The organism is Variovorax sp. 05T418 (assembly GCF_056396385.1).
Map to the genome: position 1 here is coordinate 13,994 of NZ_JBFTLJ010000027.1, position 17,841 is coordinate 31,834.

16 protein-coding genes and 1 tRNA gene are annotated in these 17,841 nt (G+C 67.9%); 11 read left to right on the plus strand and 6 right to left on the minus strand.

Annotated features, from left to right (window positions below):
* Window positions 1-96: 96 nt before the first annotated feature.
* The 4 genes from AC1DMS_RS30620 to AC1DMS_RS30635 are packed head-to-tail and all read left to right on the plus strand — an operon-like array spanning window position 97 to window position 3,608.
* Window positions 97-1,080: a branched-chain amino acid ABC transporter permease gene (locus AC1DMS_RS30620; protein WP_012747530.1), complete on the plus strand. Its 984-nt coding sequence runs from the start codon at window positions 97-99 to the stop codon at window positions 1,078-1,080.
* Window positions 1,081-1,096: 16 nt separating this feature from the next.
* Window positions 1,097-2,164, plus strand: a complete 1,068-nt coding sequence (locus AC1DMS_RS30625; protein ID WP_012747531.1) for a branched-chain amino acid ABC transporter permease — start codon at window positions 1,097-1,099, stop codon at window positions 2,162-2,164.
* Entirely contained in the window at window positions 2,161-3,048 is an 888-nt protein-coding gene (locus AC1DMS_RS30630) for an alpha/beta fold hydrolase (protein ID WP_012747532.1), read from the plus strand. Before AC1DMS_RS30625 ends, AC1DMS_RS30630 begins: the two co-directional genes overlap by 4 nt.
* A gap of 53 nt (window positions 3,049-3,101) precedes the next feature.
* Entirely contained in the window at window positions 3,102-3,608 is a 507-nt protein-coding gene (locus AC1DMS_RS30635; protein WP_012747533.1) for a DUF1993 domain-containing protein, read from the plus strand.
* Here AC1DMS_RS30635 and hemH read toward each other — a convergent pair.
* Window positions 3,590-4,654 carry a ferrochelatase gene (gene hemH / locus AC1DMS_RS30640; RefSeq protein WP_012747534.1) on the minus strand — a complete coding sequence of 355 codons (1,065 nt, stop codon included), beginning with the start codon at window positions 4,652-4,654 and terminating at the stop codon, window positions 3,590-3,592. The two genes, AC1DMS_RS30635 and hemH, sit on opposite strands and share 19 nt — an antisense overlap.
* 15 nt (window positions 4,655-4,669) lie before the next feature.
* Between hemH and AC1DMS_RS30645 the strand changes: the two genes are divergently transcribed.
* A complete protein-coding gene (locus AC1DMS_RS30645) occupies window positions 4,670-5,401 on the plus strand; it encodes an HAD family hydrolase (RefSeq protein WP_012747610.1) in 732 nt (243 codons plus the stop codon).
* Between the two features lies 1 nt (window position 5,402).
* On the opposite strand, the gene AC1DMS_RS30650 is transcribed toward AC1DMS_RS30645, so the two are convergent.
* Genes AC1DMS_RS30650 through hpnC form a run of 5 tightly spaced genes read right to left on the minus strand, consistent with a single transcriptional unit; the run spans window position 5,403 to window position 8,985 of the window.
* The gene (locus AC1DMS_RS30650; protein ID WP_012747611.1) at window positions 5,403-5,708 is read right to left on the minus strand and encodes an NIPSNAP family protein; all 306 of its coding nucleotides are present in this window, start codon (window positions 5,706-5,708) and stop codon (window positions 5,403-5,405) included.
* A 28-nt stretch (window positions 5,709-5,736) separates the two neighbouring features.
* On the minus strand, window positions 5,737-6,039 hold the full coding sequence (locus AC1DMS_RS30655; RefSeq protein ID WP_012747612.1) for a hypothetical protein: 303 nt from the start codon (window positions 6,037-6,039) through the stop codon (window positions 5,737-5,739).
* The gene (gene hpnE / locus AC1DMS_RS30660; protein WP_041945508.1) at window positions 6,036-7,295 is read right to left on the minus strand and encodes a hydroxysqualene dehydroxylase HpnE; all 1,260 of its coding nucleotides are present in this window, start codon (window positions 7,293-7,295) and stop codon (window positions 6,036-6,038) included. The genes AC1DMS_RS30655 and hpnE overlap by 4 nt, the downstream gene beginning before the upstream one ends.
* Window positions 7,292-8,131, minus strand: a complete 840-nt coding sequence (gene hpnD / locus AC1DMS_RS30665; RefSeq protein ID WP_012747614.1) for a presqualene diphosphate synthase HpnD — start codon at window positions 8,129-8,131, stop codon at window positions 7,292-7,294. Before hpnD ends, hpnE begins: the two co-directional genes overlap by 4 nt.
* Window positions 8,128-8,985, minus strand: a complete 858-nt coding sequence (gene hpnC / locus AC1DMS_RS30670) for a squalene synthase HpnC (RefSeq protein ID WP_012747615.1) — start codon at window positions 8,983-8,985, stop codon at window positions 8,128-8,130. Before hpnC ends, hpnD begins: the two co-directional genes overlap by 4 nt.
* Before the next feature lie 204 nt (window positions 8,986-9,189).
* On the opposite strand from hpnC, the gene AC1DMS_RS30675 reads away from it, so the two are divergent.
* From AC1DMS_RS30675 to clpP, 6 genes are all read left to right on the plus strand, one after another.
* A complete protein-coding gene (locus AC1DMS_RS30675; RefSeq protein WP_012747616.1) occupies window positions 9,190-11,034 on the plus strand; it encodes a potassium transporter Kup in 1,845 nt (614 codons plus the stop codon).
* A gap of 96 nt (window positions 11,035-11,130) precedes the next feature.
* On the plus strand, window positions 11,131-12,324 hold the full coding sequence (locus tag AC1DMS_RS30680) for an efflux RND transporter periplasmic adaptor subunit (RefSeq protein WP_012747617.1): 1,194 nt from the start codon (window positions 11,131-11,133) through the stop codon (window positions 12,322-12,324).
* The gene (locus AC1DMS_RS30685; protein ID WP_012747618.1) at window positions 12,321-15,476 is read left to right on the plus strand and encodes an efflux RND transporter permease subunit; all 3,156 of its coding nucleotides are present in this window, start codon (window positions 12,321-12,323) and stop codon (window positions 15,474-15,476) included. The genes AC1DMS_RS30680 and AC1DMS_RS30685 overlap by 4 nt, the downstream gene beginning before the upstream one ends.
* A 113-nt stretch (window positions 15,477-15,589) precedes the next feature.
* Window positions 15,590-15,676 (plus strand) — tRNA-Leu (locus AC1DMS_RS30690).
* Window positions 15,677-15,702: 26 nt separating this feature from the next.
* On the plus strand, window positions 15,703-17,016 hold the full coding sequence (gene tig / locus AC1DMS_RS30695; RefSeq protein WP_012747619.1) for a trigger factor: 1,314 nt from the start codon (window positions 15,703-15,705) through the stop codon (window positions 17,014-17,016).
* A 114-nt stretch (window positions 17,017-17,130) separates the two neighbouring features.
* On the plus strand, window positions 17,131-17,739 hold the full coding sequence (clpP, locus tag AC1DMS_RS30700; protein ID WP_012747620.1) for an ATP-dependent Clp endopeptidase proteolytic subunit ClpP: 609 nt from the start codon (window positions 17,131-17,133) through the stop codon (window positions 17,737-17,739).
* Window positions 17,740-17,841 lie beyond the last annotated feature (102 nt).

Here is a 17,841-nt window from a genome sequence, read left to right on the forward strand (position 1 = left end):
CGGCCTGCGCAAAGGCCATGCCCTCACATCGGTGCTGCTGGCCCTCACCCCAACCCTCTCCCGGAGGGAGAGGGAGCAAGAAAGGAAAGCGCAGAAATGAAAGCACTCGACTTCGACTGGAAGCCGCTGCTTCTCGCCCCGATCCTCGCGCTGGCCGCGCTGCCGCTCACGGGCTCGTTCTCGACCTGGCTCACGCTCACGGTCGCGGGGCTGGCGATGGGCATGATCATCTTCATCATCGCCTCGGGCCTCACGCTGGTGTTCGGGCTGATGGACGTGCTCAACTTCGGCCACGGCGTGTTCATTGCGCTCGGCGCCTTCGTGGCCAGCAGCGTGCTCGGCCTGATGGGCGACTGGACCGGTTCGGGCGAGCTGTGGCGCAACCTCGTTGCCGTGTTCCCCGCGATGCTGGTCGCCATGGTGGTGGCCAGCGCGGTCGGCCTTGCGTTCGAGCGCTTCATCGTGCGGCCGGTGTACGGCCAGCACCTGAAGCAGATCCTCATCACCATGGGCGGCATGATCATCGGCGAGGAGCTCATCAAGGTGATCTGGGGCCCGGCGCAAATCCCGCTGCCGCTGCCCGAGGCGCTGCGCGGCTCGCTGTTCGTGGCGGACGCGGCCATCAGCAAGTACCGGCTGCTCGCGGTGGCGGTGGGCGTGGTGGTGTTCGGGCTGCTCGCATGGACGCTCGCGCGCACCAAGATCGGCCTCCTGATCCGCGCCGGCGTGCAGGACCGCGAGATGGTCGAGTCGCTGGGCTACCGCATCGGCCGGCTGTTCGTCGGCGTATTCGTGGTGGGCAGTGCGCTGGCGGGCCTGGGCGGCGTGATGTGGGGGCTGTTCCAGCAGAACCTGGTGCCGCAGATGGGCGCGCAGGTCAACGTGCTGATCTTCATCGTGATCATCATCGGCGGGCTCGGCTCGACGGGCGGCGCGCTCATTGGCGCGCTGCTGGTGGGGCTCATGACCAACTACATCGGCTTCCTGCTGCCCACGCTCACGCAGTTCGCGAGCATCCTGCTGATGGTGGCGGTGCTGCTGTGGCGCCCGCAGGGCGTGTACCCGGTGGCGAATCGTTGAGAAAGAAGAAGCTGCCATGTTCCTGAAACGACTTCTCTCCAACGACATGCCCCGAAGCCGCCTGCTGGCGCTGCTGCTGGTGGCGCTGTTCATCGCGCTGGCGTTGGCGCCGTTCATCTTCCCGGGCGTGAAGGCGCTCAGCGTGGCGGCCAAGGTCCTGGTGTTCGTGGTGCTGGTCGCGAGCTTCGACCTGCTCCTGGGCTACACCGGCATCGTGAGCTTCGCGCACACCATGTTCTTCGGCATCGGCGCCTATGGCATTGCCATCTCGGCGTCGCGGCTCGGGCCCAATTGGGGCGCGGTGCTGCTCGGGCTCGCGGCATCGCTCGCGGTCTCGCTGGTGCTCTCGTTCGCCATCGGGCTGTTCTCGCTCAGGGTGCGCGCGATCTTCTTCGCGATGATCACGCTGGCGGTGGCCTCGGCCTTCCAGACGCTGGCCTCGCAGCTGTCGGACTTCACCGGCGGCGAGGACGGCCTGACCTTCAAGCTGCCCGAGCTGATCTCGCCGAGCTTCGAGTTCTCCGAAGACCCTTTCCTCGGCGTCTCGCTCGATGGCCGGCTGCTGTGCTACTACCTGCTCTTCGTGGCTGCGGTGGTGCTGGTGCTCGCGCTGCTGCGCATCGTGAATTCGCCCTTCGGCCGCGTGCTGCAGGCCATCCGCGAGAACGAATTCCGCGCCGAGGCCATCGGCTACCGCGTGGTGGTGTACCGCACCACGGCGGCCGTGCTATCGGCACTCTTTGCCACGCTGGCCGGCGCCATGCTCGCGATCTGGCTGCGCTACAACGGGCCCGACACCTCGCTGAGCTTCGAGATCATGATCGACGTGCTGCTGATCGTGGTGATCGGCGGCATGGGCACGATCTACGGCGCGGCCATTGGCGCGGTGCTGTTCGTGGTGGCGCAGAGTTACCTGCAGGACCTGCTGCGCGTGGGCAGCGAGGCCGCGAGCGGGCTGCCATGGCTCGCGGCGTTGTTGTCGCCCGACCGCTGGCTGCTGTGGCTGGGCGTGCTGTTCGTGCTCTCGGTCTATTACTTTCCGACCGGCATCGTCGGCAAGCTTCGGGCGAGGGCCGCGCGATGAGCAGCGATCTTCCGGTTCCGTCTTCCCACTACGCGCAGCTCGCGGACCGCGAGATCCATTGGCTCGACTGGGGCGCACCGGACGCGCCGGTCGTCATTGCCTGGCACGGCCTTGCGCGCACCTGCCGCGACATGGACGAGCTGGCGCAGCACTTTGCCGCGCGCGGCTTCCGCGTGATCTGCCCCGACACCATCGGCCGGGGCCTGAGCCAGTGGAGCCCGCTGCCCGACGAGGAGTACCAGCTCTCGTTCTATGCGCGCATGGCCGGTGCGCTGTGCGACGAGTTGCGGCTGGACCGCGTGCATTGGGTCGGCACCTCGATGGGCGGCGCCATCGGCACGGTCTGCGCGTCGGGCCTGTTCGAGCCGCGCATGAAGGCGCGCATTGCGAGCCTCACGCTCAACGACAACGCGCCGCAGCTCGCGCAGGCGGCCATCGAGCGCATCCGCGCCTATGCCGGCGAGCCGCCCGCCTTCGGCACGGTGGCCGAGCTGGAGGCGTTCTTCCGCACGGTCTACAAGCCCTATGGCTGGCTCAGCGATGCGCAGTGGCGCCGCCTGACCGAAAGCTCCACGCGCCGCCTGCCCGACGGCCGCGTGACGCCGCATTACGACCCGGCGATGGTCCGGCAGTTCAGCGCGCACGACAACGACTACCTGATCTGGCCGCACTACGACGTGATCGAGGCGCCGGTGCTGTGCCTGCGCGGTGCCGAGTCGGACCTGGTGCTGCCCGAGGTGACACAGCAGATGCAGCAGCGGGGGCCGGGCGCCGCCGGACTGCTGAAGGTGGTCGAAATCCAGGGGTGCGGCCACGCACCCGCGCTCAACGTGCCCGAACAACTGCAGCTGATCGAAGGGTTTATCCGGTCCGCCGGCCGCTAGGCGCGCGTCGGCGAGACAATCGCCGCCGATTTCCAACCACAAGGATCCACGCCATGGCGCTTTCGATGTACGACCTTTCCGTGCCGGTCTTCTCCCGCGGACTCGGCCAGCTGACCCACCTGCTCGAGAAGAGCCTGGCGCACGCCAGGGCCAACGACATCGATCCGGCCACGCTGGTGGACGCGAGGCTGGCACCGGACATGCTCACGCTGGCCGGCCAGATCCAGCGCGCGAGCGATGCCGCGAAGCTCGGCGTGGCGCGCATCGCGGGCATCACGGCGCCGAGCTTTCCCGACGAGGAAAAGACCTACGACGATCTGCTGGCCCGCATCGCGAAGACGCAGGAGTTCCTCGCGACCGTGGAACGCACGCTGGTCGATGGCCAGGAGGAGCGCGCCGTGACCATCAAGACGCGCGAGGGCGAGGCGCATTTCACCGCGCAGCGCTACCTGCTGCAGTTCGCGCTGCCCAACTTCTTCTTCCATGTGACCACCGCCTACGACGTGCTGCGCCACAAGGGCATGCCGATCGGCAAGATGGACTATCTGGGCAAGCTCTGAGCGCTGGCGGCGGGCCGGGTGGGCCAGCCCGCCAGGTTGCGCTCGGCAATGCCCCCCAGCGCGGTGATCCATGCCGGGCTGTCATTGAGGCAGGGGATGTAGCTGAAGGTCTGGCCGCCCGCATGCAGGAAGGCTTCACGGCCCTCCATGGCAATTTCTTCGAGCGTCTCGAGGCAGTCGGCCGGAAAGCCTGGGCAGACCACGTCGACACGCTTCACGCCGCTTGCGCCGAGCTCGCGCAGGGTCGGCTCGGTGTAGGGCTCGAGCCACTTGGCGCGGCCGAAACGCGACTGGAAGGTGACGCGGTATCCCGTCGCCGCAAGGCCCAGCCGCGCCGCGAGCAGGCGCGCGGTTTCGAGGCACTGGGCCTGGTAGGGATCGCCAAGCGCGATGTTGCGCACCGGAATGCCGTGGAAGCTCATCAGCAGCAGCTCGCCGCGGCCCTCGCGCTTCCAGTGCGCTTCGATGCCGAGTGCCAGTGCCTCGATGTAGGCCGGATCGTCGTGGTACTGGTTGACGAAGCGGAACTCCGGGATGCGGCGCTGGCCGCGGCCCCAGTCGTTCACCGCATCGATCACGCTGGCCGTGGTGGTGGCCGAATACTGTGGATAGGCCTGCAGCACCAGCACGCGCGTGGCGCCTTCGGCCTGCAGCGCATCGAGCCGCGAAGCGATCGACGGGCTGGCGTAGCGCATGGCGTCCTGCACCGCCACGCGGTGGCCGCGCTCGCCGAGCCAGCCGGCGAGCAGCGTGGCCTGCTTGCGGGTCCACACCTTCAGCGGCGAACCCTCGGCCATCCAGATGCTCGCGTACTTGGCGGCCGATTTGGCGGGCCGCACGCGCAGGATGATGCCGTGCAGGATCAGCGCCCAGAGCAGCCTGGGAATCTCGACCACGCGCGGATCGCCGAGAAACTCCGCCAGGTAGGGCCGCACGGCGGCCGCGGTCGGGGCATCGGGCGAGCCCAGGTTGCACCAGAGGATGGCGGTGCGTTCGATGGCGCGCTGGGGGTCGATGGAACCGCGGTTCCCGTTGTCTTGAGGCATGCGATATTCTCGGGCATGACCTCCGCTTCCACGGCGCCGGCAAGCGCCGCGCCCCTCGACATCAAGCGCATCTCGGCGATCTCGCTCGACCTGGACGACACCCTCTGGCCGATCTGGCCGACCATCGAGCGCGCCGAGACCGTGCTGCAGCAATGGCTGCTGCGCGAGGCACCCAAGACCGCCTCGCTGCTGCTGACGCCGGGCGTCTTGCGCGAGCTGCGCGAAGCCACCGCCAAGGAGCGCTCCGACCTGGCGCACGACCTGAGTGCGTTGCGCCGCGAGTCGATCCGCGCGGCACTCAGGCACGCGGGCGAAGACCCGGCGCTGGCCGATCCGGCCTTCGATGCCTTCTTTGCCGAACGCCAGCGCGTGACGCTCTACGAAGACGCGCTGCCGGCCCTCAAGTGGCTCAGCGAGCGCTATCCGCTGGTGGCGGTGTCGAACGGCAATGCGGACATCCACCAGACCGGCGTCGGCCGATGGTTCCGCACCGCGTTCAACGCGCGCGCCTTCGGCAGCGGCAAGCCGCATGCGCCGATCTTCCGCGCCGCGGCCGCATCGGTCGGCCTGTTGCCCAAGGACGTGCTGCACGTGGGCGACGACGCCGAGCTCGACGTGGTCGGCGCGCTCAACGCCGGCATGCAGGCGGCCTGGCTGGTGCGCGACGAGCGCCCGTGGGTGCATGGCGCGCGGCCCCAGCTGATCGTGCCGAACCTGCACGCGCTGTGCGTGGCGCTCGGCGCCTGAACTACGAAAAGACCGGCCGGAAGAAGCTGCGCTCGTAGCTCAGGATGCACCGGGTGTCCTCGGCGTACCTGAAGGCAGCCTGGCAGTCGGCGTCCTGCATCGAATCGGCGCGGTACTGCTCGTAGGCGGCCAGGCTCGGAAAGCTGAACATCGCGAGCGCCACGTTGTTCGCGCCTTCCGACGGCAGGAAGTAGCCATGGTGCTGGCCGCCGAACTTCTCGACCAGCGGAATCCACAGCTTGCCGTAGTGCTCGAATTCCTTGAGCTTGTAGGGATCGACGATGTAGCGCAGGTAGCAGGTGACCATGGTTCTTTCCGTGGGAACAGGGAAGGCCTCAGTCCAGGCCGAAGTGCGCGCGCAGCGCGGCGCAGAAATCTGGCGTGCCGCTGAGCGAGAAGGTCACCGTGTCCAGCTCCGGCGCCTCGCGGGTCTGCTGCAGGTCGAAGTCCCAGGCCGCCCCGTCGTCGAGCGCGCCGCGCGCATCGGGAAAGGTGGCATCGGCCCAGGCCAGCACCTGGGCGATCTCGGCCAGCACTTCGTGCGTTCTTGCAGGCGCGGTCGAGGCCATGGCATCGAAGGTGCCGTGGCCCTCGGTGTCTTCGCTGTAGTCGAAATCCAGGTAGCGCAGTTCGGTCATGGTGTTGTCGATGCCTTGGCGGCAGCCAGTCCGCTCAGGACCGCGCCTTCGAGTGTCGCAGGGTAGGGGCCTTCGGTGTAGTCGCCGCAGGCGTGCAGGCCGGGTGCGATGCGCATCGGCGGCCGTGCGAGCGCAGGCGTGCAGGCGAAGGTGGCGCGCTTTTCGACCACGGTCTGCACGATGTGCAGCGCCGCCTGGCCGAGCTGCACGGCGGCTTGCGCAAGCGCCTGCTGCTCCAGCGTTTCGCGCGGCGTCTCGTTCGCGCTCACCACCATGGCGAGCACGCCTTCGGGTCCGCCGAGCTGGCCGCGATCGAACACGAACTGGGCCGGCGCGGTGGCGGGATGGCTGCGCAGCGCCAGCATCGGCTCCGCAAGCGGCGAGGCGCCGCGCACATAGACCGTGGCAATGGCCTCGAAGCGCAGCGCCTCGGTGCTTTCGCACCAGCGCTGCGCCGCCGCGCCGGACGCGCGCACGAGCCGAGCCGCGTCCCAGGGCGCACACGCCAGAACGACGTGGTCGAAGCGCTCGCCGTCGACTCGCCATGCCGCGCCCTCGGGCGAGATGGCGTGCACGCGCGTGCCGATGCGCAGCGTTGCGTCGTGCTGCGCAAGCCACGCCAGGGCCGCGTCGGGAAAGAGCGCGCCCAGGTCGACGCGCGGCAGCAGCAGGTCCGCGCCGCCGCTGCCGCTGAAGAGGGCGTCGTGCAGCACGCGCAGGAACACCTCGCCGCTCGACTGGTCGACCGGCGTGTTGAGGGCGGACACGCACAGCGGCTCGATCAGCTCCTCCATCACGCGCGGCGTGAGGCCGGTGCAGAGCGCGGCCACGGTGGTGCCGGCGGCGCAGCGGAATCCGGTGAGGCGCCATTGCACGGCGGTGCGCAGCAGCGTGGACTTGTCCCGCCACGTCCAGCCACGCGCCGTGAAGATGCCGGCCAGCAGGTCGAGCGGTGCAGGCAGCCGCGGCAGCTTCAGGCCGCCGCCATCGGCAAAGCGCAGCGAGAGCGGCAGCCGCAGCAGCGCCTGGCCGGCATCGATGCCCACTTCGCGCATCAGCCTGAGCGTTGCGGCGTAGGCGCCGATCAGGATGTGCTGCCCGTTGTCGAGCACCAGCCCGTGCATGTGGTCGACCCGCCGCGCGCGCCCGCCCGCCATGTGCGCCGCTTCATAAAGCGTCACGGCATGGCCGAGCCGCGTGGCTTCGACGGCGCAGGCGAGGCCGGCCCAGCCGGCACCCACGATGGCTGTTCTCAAATGCGCCCCAAGGCTTGAACCTTCCACGCCAGCCAGAACTTGCGCACCGGCGTCAGGCTCACGCGCTGGTTCAGCACCTGGAAGTTGTCGCGCTCGATCTCGCGCAGCAGCGTGCGGTAGATGCTGGCCATCATGAGGCCGGGCTTCTGGGCGCGGCGGTCGGGGGCGGGCAGCAGGGCGAGGGCTTCGTCGTATGCCGCATGCGCGCGCTCGGCCTGGAACTTCATGAGCGCGACGAAGCGCTCCGAATGCACGCGGTTCAGGATCTCGTGCGCCTTGACGTCGAATTTCTGCAGTTCGTTCACGGGCAGGTAGATGCGGCCGCGCAGCGCGTCCTCGCCAACGTCGCGAATGATGTTGGTGAGCTGCAGCGCCAGCCCGAGCTTGTGCGCATAGGCGGTGGTCTGCGGGTCGGTCTGGCCGAAGATGCGCGCAGCGACTTCGCCCACCACGCCGGCCACCAGGTGGCAGTAGCGCGCGAGGCCGGGAAAGTCGAGGTAGCGGGTCTGCTCGAGGTCCATCTGGCAGCCGTCGATCACCTCGTTGAGCTGGGCGGGCTCGATGCCGTAGGTGGCGGCATGCGGCACCAGCGCCTGCATCACGGGGTGGCGCGGCGGTCCCGCAAAGGACTGCGCCACCTCGGTGCGCCACCAGGCGAGCTTGGTCGCGGCCACGCCGGGGTCGCTGACCTCGTCGACCACGTCGTCGATCTCGCGGCAGAAGGCATAGAAGGCCGTGATCGCGGCGCGCCGCGGCTTGGGAAGGAACAGAAAGGCGTAATAGAAACTGCTGCCCGAGGCGGCGGCCTTGTCCTGTACGTATTGCTCGGGAGTCATCGGAGGGGCGCTTTCATGGGCCGCAATTGTCTCCGCATCCGAAGGGCGCGCCAGGCCAGCAGCGGAGCGTCGGCCTTGCCTATTTTCGGGCGCTGCGAAAAGGTGTCGAAGCCCAGGTCCTCGATCTTGTCGAGAATGCGCAAACCGCCCTGCACGACGAAGCGCAGCTCCCAGCCGGCGCGGCCCGGCAGGCGATGGACCAGCGGCGCGCCTTCGGCCATCAGCTCCCGCGCCCAGGCGCTTTCGACGGCGATCAGGTTGATGGCTTCCTGCGGCGGCGGCGCGCCGGCCAGCGGCATGAAGACCTTGAAGCTCTCGCGCGTGAGGCCGCGCCGTGCGCAATCGGCCAGCGGCGGGTAGAAGCGGCCGCGCGGCAGGTCCACGCTCGGGTCCTGCCAGAAATTGATGAGTTGCAGCGCGCTGCAGATGGCGTCGCTTTGCGCCAGCGCCTGCGCATCGTTCACGCCATACAGATGCAGCAGCAGGCGGCCGACCGGGTTGGCGGAGCGGCGGCAGTAGTCGAGCAGTTCGGCGCGGTCGGCGTAGGTTCCGCCGTCGCGGGTCTTCTCGATGTCCTGCATGAAGGCGCTCAGCAGGTCGGCGAGCAGTTGTTCGGGAAGCTTGAACTGCGCGATGCTGTGTGCGAGCGGGCCGAACACCTGGGGCCAGCGCGAGGAGGGCGCCACCTCTCCGTGCGCGGCGGCTGCCAGCTCCTCGCGGTAGGCGCGAAGATCGGCCAGCCGCTGGCCGGGCGAGGCGTCGCCTTCATCCGCGATGTCGTCCGCGGTGCGCGCGAAATGGTAGATCGCGGCAATCGGCGGCCGCAGATGCGGCGGGCACAGCCAGGAGGCCACGGGGAAATTCTCGTAATGCGCCGGCGGCGCGGCAATATGGGGTGGTGCAGGCACGCCGCGATTGTCCGCGACACGCGGCGCGGACTATGCTCGCGGCGTCGCCAACATCTCACTTCCTTCTCATTCATGAATGCACCCACGCAGGCTCCCGCCGTCCCGAGTCCAGCGCCAGGCGAGGCGCCACATGCGGCGGGGCCGGGCCTGATGATCGCGGCGCTGGGGGTGGTTTTCGGCGACATCGGCACCTCGCCGCTCTACGCCTTCAAGGAAACGCTCAATCCCGAGCACGGCGTGGCGTTCACGCCCGATGCGGTGCTGGGCCTGCTCTCGCTGATCTTCTGGGGCCTGATGTTCGTGGTCACGCTCAAGTACGTGGTGTTCGTGCTGCGCGCCGACCACGACGGCGAAGGCGGCATCCTGGCGCTGCAGGCGCTCGCGCGCAATGCGGTGGCGGGCCCGCGGACCCGGCCCTGGGTGTTGAACGTCATTGCGGGGCTCGGCCTGGTCGGCGCGGCCATGTTCTATGGCGACAGCCTGATCACGCCGGCCATCTCGGTGCTGTCGGCGGTTGAGGGGCTGGAGGTGCAGGCGCCGGTGCTGCAGCGCGTGGTGATCCCGATCACCATCCTGATCCTGCTCGGGCTCTTCGCGGTGCAGCGCAAGGGCACCGGCGCGGTGGGCAAGGTGTTCGGGCCCGTCATGCTGCTGTGGTTCCTGGTGCTGGCCCTGGCGGGCGGCTGGCAGGTGCTGCAGCATCCGCAGGTGCTGGCGGGGCTCGATCCGCGCCGGGCTGTCGCTTTCCTGGCCGAGCACCGGCTGCAGTCGCTGGCGGTGCTGGGCGCGGTCTTTCTTGCCTTTACCGGCGGCGAGGCGCTGTATGCCGACATGGGCCATTTCGGCGCGCGCTCGATCCGCCTCGCCTGGCTCTTCATCGCGCTGCCCGGGCTGGTGCTGAACTACTTCGGCCAGGGCGCGCTGGTGCTGGCGCAGCCGGCGGCGGTCGACAACCCCTTCTTCCGGCTCTTTCCTCCATGGGGCGTGGTGCCGATGGTGGTGCTGGCCGCGATGGCGACCGTCATCGCGTCCCAGGCCGTGATCTCGGGCGCGTTCTCGCTCACCGCCCACGCCATGCGCATGGGCTACCTGCCGCGCATGCGCGTGGTGCAGACCTCGGGCTCGGCCATCGGCCAGATCTACGTGCCGGTCGTCAACTGGATGCTGATGACGGGCGTGCTGCTGCTGGTGCTGGGCTTTCGCAGCTCGGGGGCGCTGTCGGCGGCCTACGGCATCGCGGTGTCGATCACGATGGTGACCACCACGCTGCTGGCGGGCGTCGTGGCCTGGGGGCTGTGGCGGTGGAACAGGGTGGCAGTGGTCGTGGGGGTGGTGGCTTTCGCCGCCGTGGACCTGGCCTTCGTGCTTGCCAACAGCCTCAAGATCGCCGAAGGGGGTTGGCTCACGCTGGCGGTGGCGGCGGCCGTGATGCTGCTGTTCACCACCTGGGCCAAGGGGCGCCGGCTGGGCCTGGAGGCGGCCGCGGCCGAAAGCCTGCCGCTCAAGTCCTTCGTCGAATCGCTGGCGCTCCACATGCCGCACCGCGTGCGCGGCACGGCCGTATTCCTGAACGCCGATGCCACCGCCGTGCCCCACGCGCTGCTGCACAACCTCAAGCACAACCAGGTGCTGCACGAGCAGGTGATCGTGCTGCGGGTGCTGGCCTGCGACACGCCGCGCGTGGACGCGCGGCAGCGCATCGAGGCCGAGCAGCTGATGGACGGCATCTGGGTGGTCACGGCGCGCCACGGCTTCATGGAGCGGCCCGACGTGCCCGAGTTCATCCGCATCCTGGCCTACCAGAAGACGCTGGCCATCGATTCGATGACCACCTCCTACTTCGTCTCGCGCGCCTCGGTGGGGGAGGAGCACCTGCCCGGCATGAACCCCGTGCGCCGCGCGCTCTTCGGCTGGCTGCAGCGCAACGCGGGCCGGGCGTCCGACTATTTCGAGCTGCCGGACAACCGGCTGGTCGAAATGGGGCAGAGGACCTGACAACCCCCGAATCTCGATTGACAGTCCCTGAGGTTTACCCTAAATTACTAACCAGTGGGTCAGTAATGACCGGGTTCGACCTTTCTAGGGTGTCTCATGACTGCCTCCTCCGGCTTTTCTCCTCTTGCCCGCAGTGCCGCCTGGCTGCTGCTTCCCGCCTTGTTCCTGGCCGGCTGTTCGCAGTCGAAGCCGGCCGAGGAACCTGTGCGCGCGGTCAAGCTGGTGACTGTGGGCACCAGCGATTTCGACGCCCAGCCCGAGTTCTCGGCCGAAGTCCGGGCGCGCGTCGAATCGCGGCTGGGCTTCCGCGTGGCGGGCAAGATCACCAAGCGCCAGGCCGAGCTCGGCCAGCACGTGCAGGCCGGCCAGGTGCTGGCGCAGCTCGATCCGCAGGACTACCGGCTGGCCGCTGAAGCGGCGCGCGCGCAGCTGGCGGCGGCCCAGACCAACCGCGATCTCGCGGCAGCCGATCTCAAGCGCTATACCGAACTGCGTACGCAGAACTTCATCAGCGGCGCCGAGCTGGAGCGCCGCGAATCCACCTGGAAGGCCGCGCAGGCGCAGCTCGAGCAGGCGCAGGCCCAGCTCTCGTCGCAGGGCAACCAGGCCAGCTACACCACGCTGGTGGCCGACGTGGCCGGCGTCATCACCGCCATCGAGGCCGAGCCCGGCCAGGTGGTGCAGGCGGGCACGCCCGTCGTGCGCATTGCGCAGGACGGCGCGCGCGACGTGGTGTTTGCGGTGCCCGAAGACCGCGCCGCGCTGATCAAGCCCGGCTCGCCGGTCACGGTGCGCGGCTGGTCGGGCGGCAGCGAGCTGCAAGGCCAGGTGCGCGAGGTGGCGGCCAGCGCCGACGCGGTCACGCGCACCTATGCGGTCAAGGTGGCGATCGATGCCGCCACCTCGCCGGCGCTCGGCGCCACCGTGTATGCCCGCCCGCAGGCGCTGGCACGCACCGGCGGCGCGGTCATGAAGCTGCCGACCAGCGCCTTGCGCCAGGAAGGCAAGGGCACGGCGGTTTGGGTGCTCGACAAGTCGACCATGACGGTGCGCTCACAGCCCGTGCAGGTGGCCACGGCCGACGGCAACGAGGCCGTGATCGGCGCCGGCCTCGCGCCCGGCATGATGGTCGTGGCGGCGGGCGTGCACGTGCTCTCGCCGGGGCAGAAGGTCACCATCTACCAGTCGAAGGAGGCTGCCGCGGCGGCCGCCAACGCGAAGGAATCGGCGCAGCCGGTCGAGGCCGTGGCGGCCTCGAAGAAGGAGATCGCTGCAGGTGCTTCCAAATGACGGAAGGCGCAGCAACCACCGCCAAGCCCGCCGGCTTCAATCTTTCCAAATGGGCGCTGGACCACGCGCCGCTCACGCGCTACCTGATGGTGGTGCTGATGGTGCTGGGCGCCTTCGCGTACTTCCAGCTCGGCCAGGACGAAGACCCGCCGTTCACCTTCCGTGCCATGGTGGTTCGCACCTTCTGGCCCGGCGCCACTGCCCAGCAGGTGGCCGAGCAGGTCACCGACAAGCTCGAGCGCACGCTGCAGGAGGCACCGTACGCCGACAAGATCCGCAGCTATTCGAAGCCGGGCGAGTCGCAGATCATTTTCCAGATCAAGGACTCGTCCAAGGCCGCCGACGTGGCCAATGTCTGGTACACGGTGCGCAAGAAGGTCGGCGACATGCGCAACACGCTGCCGCCGGGCGTGCAGGGGCCGTTCTTCAATGACGATTTCGGCGACGTCTATGGCGTGATCTACGCGCTGGAGAGCGAAGGCTTCAGCCAGGCCGAGCTCAAGACCCTGGCCGACGAGGTGCGCCAGCAGCTGCTGCGCGTGAAGGACGTGGCCAAGGTCGACCAGTTCGGCGTGCAGGACCAGAAGGTCTACATCGAGATCTCCCAGAAGCGCGTCGCGCAGCTGGGGTTGGACTTCAACGCGGTGCTGGCCCAGCTCGGCTCGCAGAACGCGATCGAGAGCGCAGGCACGATCCAGTCGCCGCTCGACGTGGTGCAGGTGCGCGTGGGCGGGCAGTTCACCAACGTCGAGCAGCTGCGCGAGATGCCGATCCGCGGCAGCTCGGGCAACCAGCTCAGGCTCGGCGACATCGCCGAGATCCACCGCGGCTACATCGATCCGCCGGCCGTGAAGGTGCACCACCAGGGCAAGGAAGTCGTCGCGCTCGGCGTTTCCATGGCCAAGGGCGGCGACATCATCGCGCTGGGCAAGGCGCTGCGCGCCACCACCGCGGAGATCGACCAGCGCCTGCCGGCCGGCGTGAAGCTCGCGCAGGTGCAGGACCAGCCGGTGTCGGTGTCCAGCTCGGTCAACGAATTCGTCGGCGTGCTGATCGAGGCGGTGGCGATCGTGCTGGCCGTGAGCATCATCTCGCTGGGCCTGCACAAGGGCGGGCGATTCGGCTGGTACATCGACATCCGGCCGGGGCTGGTGGTGGCCATCACGATCCCGCTGGTGCTGGCCGTGACCTTCCTGTCCATGAACTATTTCGGCATCGGGCTGCACAAGATATCGCTGGGGTCGCTGATCATCGCGCTCGGCCTCCTGGTGGACGACGCGATCATCGCGGTCGAGATGATGGTGCGGAAGATGGAGGAGGGCTACGACAAGGTGCGCGCCGCCACCTTCGCCTACGACGTCACGGCCAAGCCCATGCTGACCGGCACGCTCATCACGGCCGCGGGCTTCCTGCCGATCGGCATCGCCAAGTCGGTCACGGGCGAATACACCTTCGCTATCTTCGCGGTAACGGTGATCGCGCTGGTGCTGTCGTGGATCGTCTCGGTGTACTTCGTGCCCTACCTGGGCACGCTGCTGCTCAAGGTCAAGCCGCACGACCCCGATGCGCCGCCGCACGAGCTGTTCGACACGCCGTTCTACAACAACTTCCGCCGCGCGGTGAACTGGTGCGTGCAGCACCGGTGGCTGACCATCGGTGCCACGGTGCTGATCTTCGCGCTCGGCATCTTCGGCATGGGCAAGGTGCAGCAACAGTTCTTCCCGGATTCGAGCCGGCCGGAGATCATGGTGGACATCTGGTTCCCCGAAGGCACCTCGTTCGCGGCCAACGAAGAAGTCGCCAAGCGCGTCGAGCAGCGCATCATGAAGGAAGAGGGCGTGAAGACCGTCAGCACCTGGATCGGCTCCGGCGTGCCGCGCTTCTACCTGCCGCTGGATCAGGTCTTTCCGCAGACCAACGTCTCGCAGCTCATCGTGCTGGCCAAGGACCTGAAGGTGCGGGAGACCCTGCGCATCAAGCTGCCCGCGCTCTTGGCGCAGGAATTTCCCGAAGTGCGCGGCCGTGTGAAGCTGCTGCCCAACGGGCCGCCGGTGCCGTATCCGGTGCAGTTCCGCGTGATCGGCACCGACCCCGCCCAGCTGCGCGCGCATGCCGACGAGGTCAAGGCCGTGCTGCGCGAGAACGCCAACATGCGCGGCGTGAACGACAACTGGAACGAATCGGTCAAGGTGATCCGCCTGGAGGTCGACCAGGCCAAGGCGCGCGCGCTCGGCGTCACCAGCCAGGCGATCGCCCAGGCGTCCAAGACCATGTTCTCCGGCACCACCGTGGGCCAGTACCGCGAGAACGACCTGCTGATCGACATCGTGCTGCGCCAGTCGGCCGACGAGCGCGAGGCCATCTCGGACATCGGCAACGCCTACCTGCCCACCACCTCGGGCCGTTCGATTCCGCTGACCCAGATCGCCCGGCCGGTGTTCAGCTGGGAACCCGGCGTGATGTGGCGCGAGAACCGCGACTACGCCATCACGGTGCAGGGCGACGTGGTCGAAGGCCTGCAGGGCGCCACGGTGACCGAGCAGCTGCTGCCGAAGCTGCGCCAGCTCGAGGCCGGCTGGCACGCAGCCGGCGAGGGCGGCTACCGCATCGAGGTGGCGGGCGCGGTCGAGGAAAGCAGCAAGGGCTCGGCGTCCATCGTGGCGGGCGTGCCGATCATGCTGTTCCTGGTGTTCACGCTCCTGATGCTGCAGCTGCACAGCTTCAGCCGCTCGCTGCTGGTGTTCATCACCGGCCCGATGGGCATCGCCGGCGTGGCCGGTGCGCTGCTGCTGCTGAACCGTCCGTTCGGCTTCGTGGCGCTGCTGGGCGTGATCGCGCTGATGGGCATGATCCAGCGCAACGCGGTGATCCTGATCGACCAGATCGAGAGCGACCGCGAGGCCGGCGTGCCGGCCTGGGATGCGATCGTGGAATCGGCCGTGCGGCGCCTGCGGCCGATCGTGCTGACGGCGGCCGCGGCGGTGCTGGCGATGATTCCGCTCTCCCGCAGCGTGTTCTGGGGGCCGATGGCCGTGGCCATCATGGGCGGGCTGATCGTGGCGACCGTATTGACCCTGCTGGCGCTGCCGGCAATGTACGCCGCCGCCTTCCGCGTCAAGCGGGAGCCGAAAGAGCTCCCGATTAGCGCTTAAAATACGCGGTTGACCGATTTCAGGCGGACGGTCTTTGGGCGGCAGGCATCCGGCAATCGGGGGTCCGCGGCACCAGGGCCGTCCGCCTTTGCATTCACCTGAAAAATTGGCAAGCGCGGGTGGCGAAATTGGTAGACGCACCAGGTTTAGGTCCTGACGTTCGCAAGAACGTGCCGGTTCGAGTCCGGCCCCGCGCACCAGCCACACCCCTCACAAGGAAGACACCATGACCGTGACCGTTGAAACTCTCGAGAAGCTCGAACGCAAGATCACGCTGACCCTGCCGGTCGGCACCATCCAGTCCGAAGTCGATTCGCGCCTCAAGAAGCTCGCGCGCACCGTCAAGATGGATGGCTTCCGTCCCGGCAAGGTGCCCATGAACGTCGTGGCCCAGCGCTACGGCTACTCGGTGCACTACGAAGTCATGAACGACAAGGTCGGCGAAGCCTTCTCGCAGGCCGCCAACGAAGCCAAGCTGCGCGTGGCCGGCCAGCCCCGCATCACCGAGAAGGAAGAGTCGCCCGAAGGCCAGCTCGCCTTCGACGCGGTCTTCGAAGTGTTCCCCGAAGTCAAGATCAACGACCTGTCGAACGCCGAAGTCGAGAAGCTCTCGGCCGAAGTGGGCGAGGACGCCATCGACAAGACGCTGGACATCCTGCGCAAGCAGCGCCGCACCTTCGCGCAGCGCGCCCAGGACGCCGTGGCCCAGGACGACGACCGCGTGACGGTCGATTTCGAAGGCAAGATCGACGGCGAGCCCTTCCCGGGCGGCAAGGCCGAAGACTTCCAGTTCATCGTCGGCGAAGGCCAGATGCTCAAGGAATTCGAAGACGCCGTGCGCGGCATGAAGGCCGGCGACAGCCGCACCTTCCCGCTCTCGTTCCCGGCCGACTACCACGGCAAGGACGTGGCCGGCAAGCAGGCCGACTTCATGGTCACCGTGAAGAAGATCGAAGCCTCGCACCTGCCCGAAGTCAACGAACAGCTCGCCAAGTCGCTCGGCATTGCCGAAGCCACGGTCGAGGGCCTGCGCGCCGACATCAAGAAGAACCTCGAGCGCGAAGTGAAGTTCCGCCTGCTGGCGCGCAACAAGAACGCCGTGATGGACACCCTGGTGGCCAACGCCGAGCTCGACCTGCCCAACGCGAGCGTGCAGTCCGAAGTCAACCGCATGGTCGAAGGCGCCCGCGCCGAGCTCAAGCAGCGCGGCATCAAGGATGCCGACAAGGCACCGATCCCCGACGAAGTGTTCCGTCCCCAAGCAGAGCGCCGCGTGCGCCTGGGCCTCGTGGTGGCCGAGCTGGTGCGCGCCAACAACCTGCAGGCCAAGCCCGAGCAGATCAAGGCCCACATCGACGAGCTGGCCGCCAGCTACGAAAAGCCGGCCGACGTGGTGCGCTGGTACTTCAGCGACAACAACCGCCTGGCCGAAGTCGAAGCCGTGGTCATCGAGAACAACGTGACCGATTTCGTGCTCGGCAAGGCCAAGGTCAAGGAAAAGTCGGTGTCGTTCGACGAGCTGATGGCGCAACAAGGCTGATCCACTGCCGCCCGCGACGCCAATGGGGCTTGTGCTTTGCGGCACGAGCCCCATTTCACTCAGGCGTACAGTAAATTCGAACAGCGAACGAACCCTTTTCCGGAGAGCAATTCAATGAGCGCACAGGAAATCAAAGGCCTCGGCATGATCCCGATGGTCATCGAGCAGTCGGGCCGCGGCGAGCGGTCCTACGACATCTATTCGCGCCTCCTCAAGGAGCGCATCATTTTCCTGGTGGGCGAGGTGAACGACCAGACCGCCAACCTCGTGGTGGCGCAGCTGCTGTTCCTCGAGAGCGAGAACCCGGACAAGGACATTTCGTTCTACATCAACTCCCCGGGCGGCAGCGTGAGCGCCGGCATGGCCATCTACGACACCATGCAGTTCATCAAGCCAGACGTTTCCACCATGTGCATCGGCTTTGCGGCCAGCATGGGCGCCTTCCTGCTGGCGGCCGGAGAAAAGGGCAAGCGCTTCTCGCTGCCCAATTCGAAGATCATGATCCACCAGGTGCTCGGCGGCGCGCGCGGCCAGGCCACGGACATCGAGATCCACGCCCGCGACATCCTGCGCACCAAGGACCAGATGAACCGCATCCTGGCCGAACGCACGGGCCAGCCGCTCGAAAAAGTCAAGTCGGACACCGAACGCGACTATTTCCTCACGGCCGACGAAGCCAAGGACTACGGCCTGGTGGACCAGGTCATTGCGAAGCGCAGCTGAGGCATTGAGCCCCTGCCGCGGCGCCGGCGGCGCCAAAAAGGCAAAAACCGGCGTTTTCCACACGGGAAACGCCGTTTTTGTTTAGTTATCATTGTCCCCACC

Bases quoted from the DNA above. Each gene is read 5' to 3' on its own strand.
- AC1DMS_RS30630 (WP_012747532.1), top strand. From the start codon at position 2,161: ATGAGCAGCGATCTTCCGGTTCCGTCTTCCCACTACGCGCAGCTCGCG.
- AC1DMS_RS30675 (WP_012747616.1), top strand. From the start codon at position 9,190: ATGATCGCGGCGCTGGGGGTGGTTTTCGGCGACATCGGCACCTCGCCG.
- AC1DMS_RS30685 (WP_012747618.1), top strand. From the start codon at position 12,321: ATGACGGAAGGCGCAGCAACCACCGCCAAGCCCGCCGGCTTCAATCTT.
- AC1DMS_RS30645 (WP_012747610.1), top strand. From the start codon at position 4,670: ATGACCTCCGCTTCCACGGCGCCGGCAAGCGCCGCGCCCCTCGACATC.
- AC1DMS_RS30620 (WP_012747530.1), top strand. From the start codon at position 97: ATGAAAGCACTCGACTTCGACTGGAAGCCGCTGCTTCTCGCCCCGATC.
- AC1DMS_RS30680 (WP_012747617.1), top strand. From the start codon at position 11,131: ATGACTGCCTCCTCCGGCTTTTCTCCTCTTGCCCGCAGTGCCGCCTGG.
- hpnD (WP_012747614.1), bottom strand. From the start codon at position 8,131: ATGACTCCCGAGCAATACGTACAGGACAAGGCCGCCGCCTCGGGCAGC.
- AC1DMS_RS30655 (WP_012747612.1), bottom strand. From the start codon at position 6,039: ATGACCGAACTGCGCTACCTGGATTTCGACTACAGCGAAGACACCGAG.
- AC1DMS_RS30635 (WP_012747533.1), top strand. From the start codon at position 3,102: ATGGCGCTTTCGATGTACGACCTTTCCGTGCCGGTCTTCTCCCGCGGA.
- clpP (WP_012747620.1), top strand. From the start codon at position 17,131: ATGAGCGCACAGGAAATCAAAGGCCTCGGCATGATCCCGATGGTCATC.
- hemH (WP_012747534.1), bottom strand. From the start codon at position 4,654: ATGCCTCAAGACAACGGGAACCGCGGTTCCATCGACCCCCAGCGCGCC.
- AC1DMS_RS30650 (WP_012747611.1), bottom strand. From the start codon at position 5,708: ATGGTCACCTGCTACCTGCGCTACATCGTCGATCCCTACAAGCTCAAG.
- tig (WP_012747619.1), top strand. From the start codon at position 15,703: ATGACCGTGACCGTTGAAACTCTCGAGAAGCTCGAACGCAAGATCACG.
- AC1DMS_RS30625 (WP_012747531.1), top strand. From the start codon at position 1,097: ATGTTCCTGAAACGACTTCTCTCCAACGACATGCCCCGAAGCCGCCTG.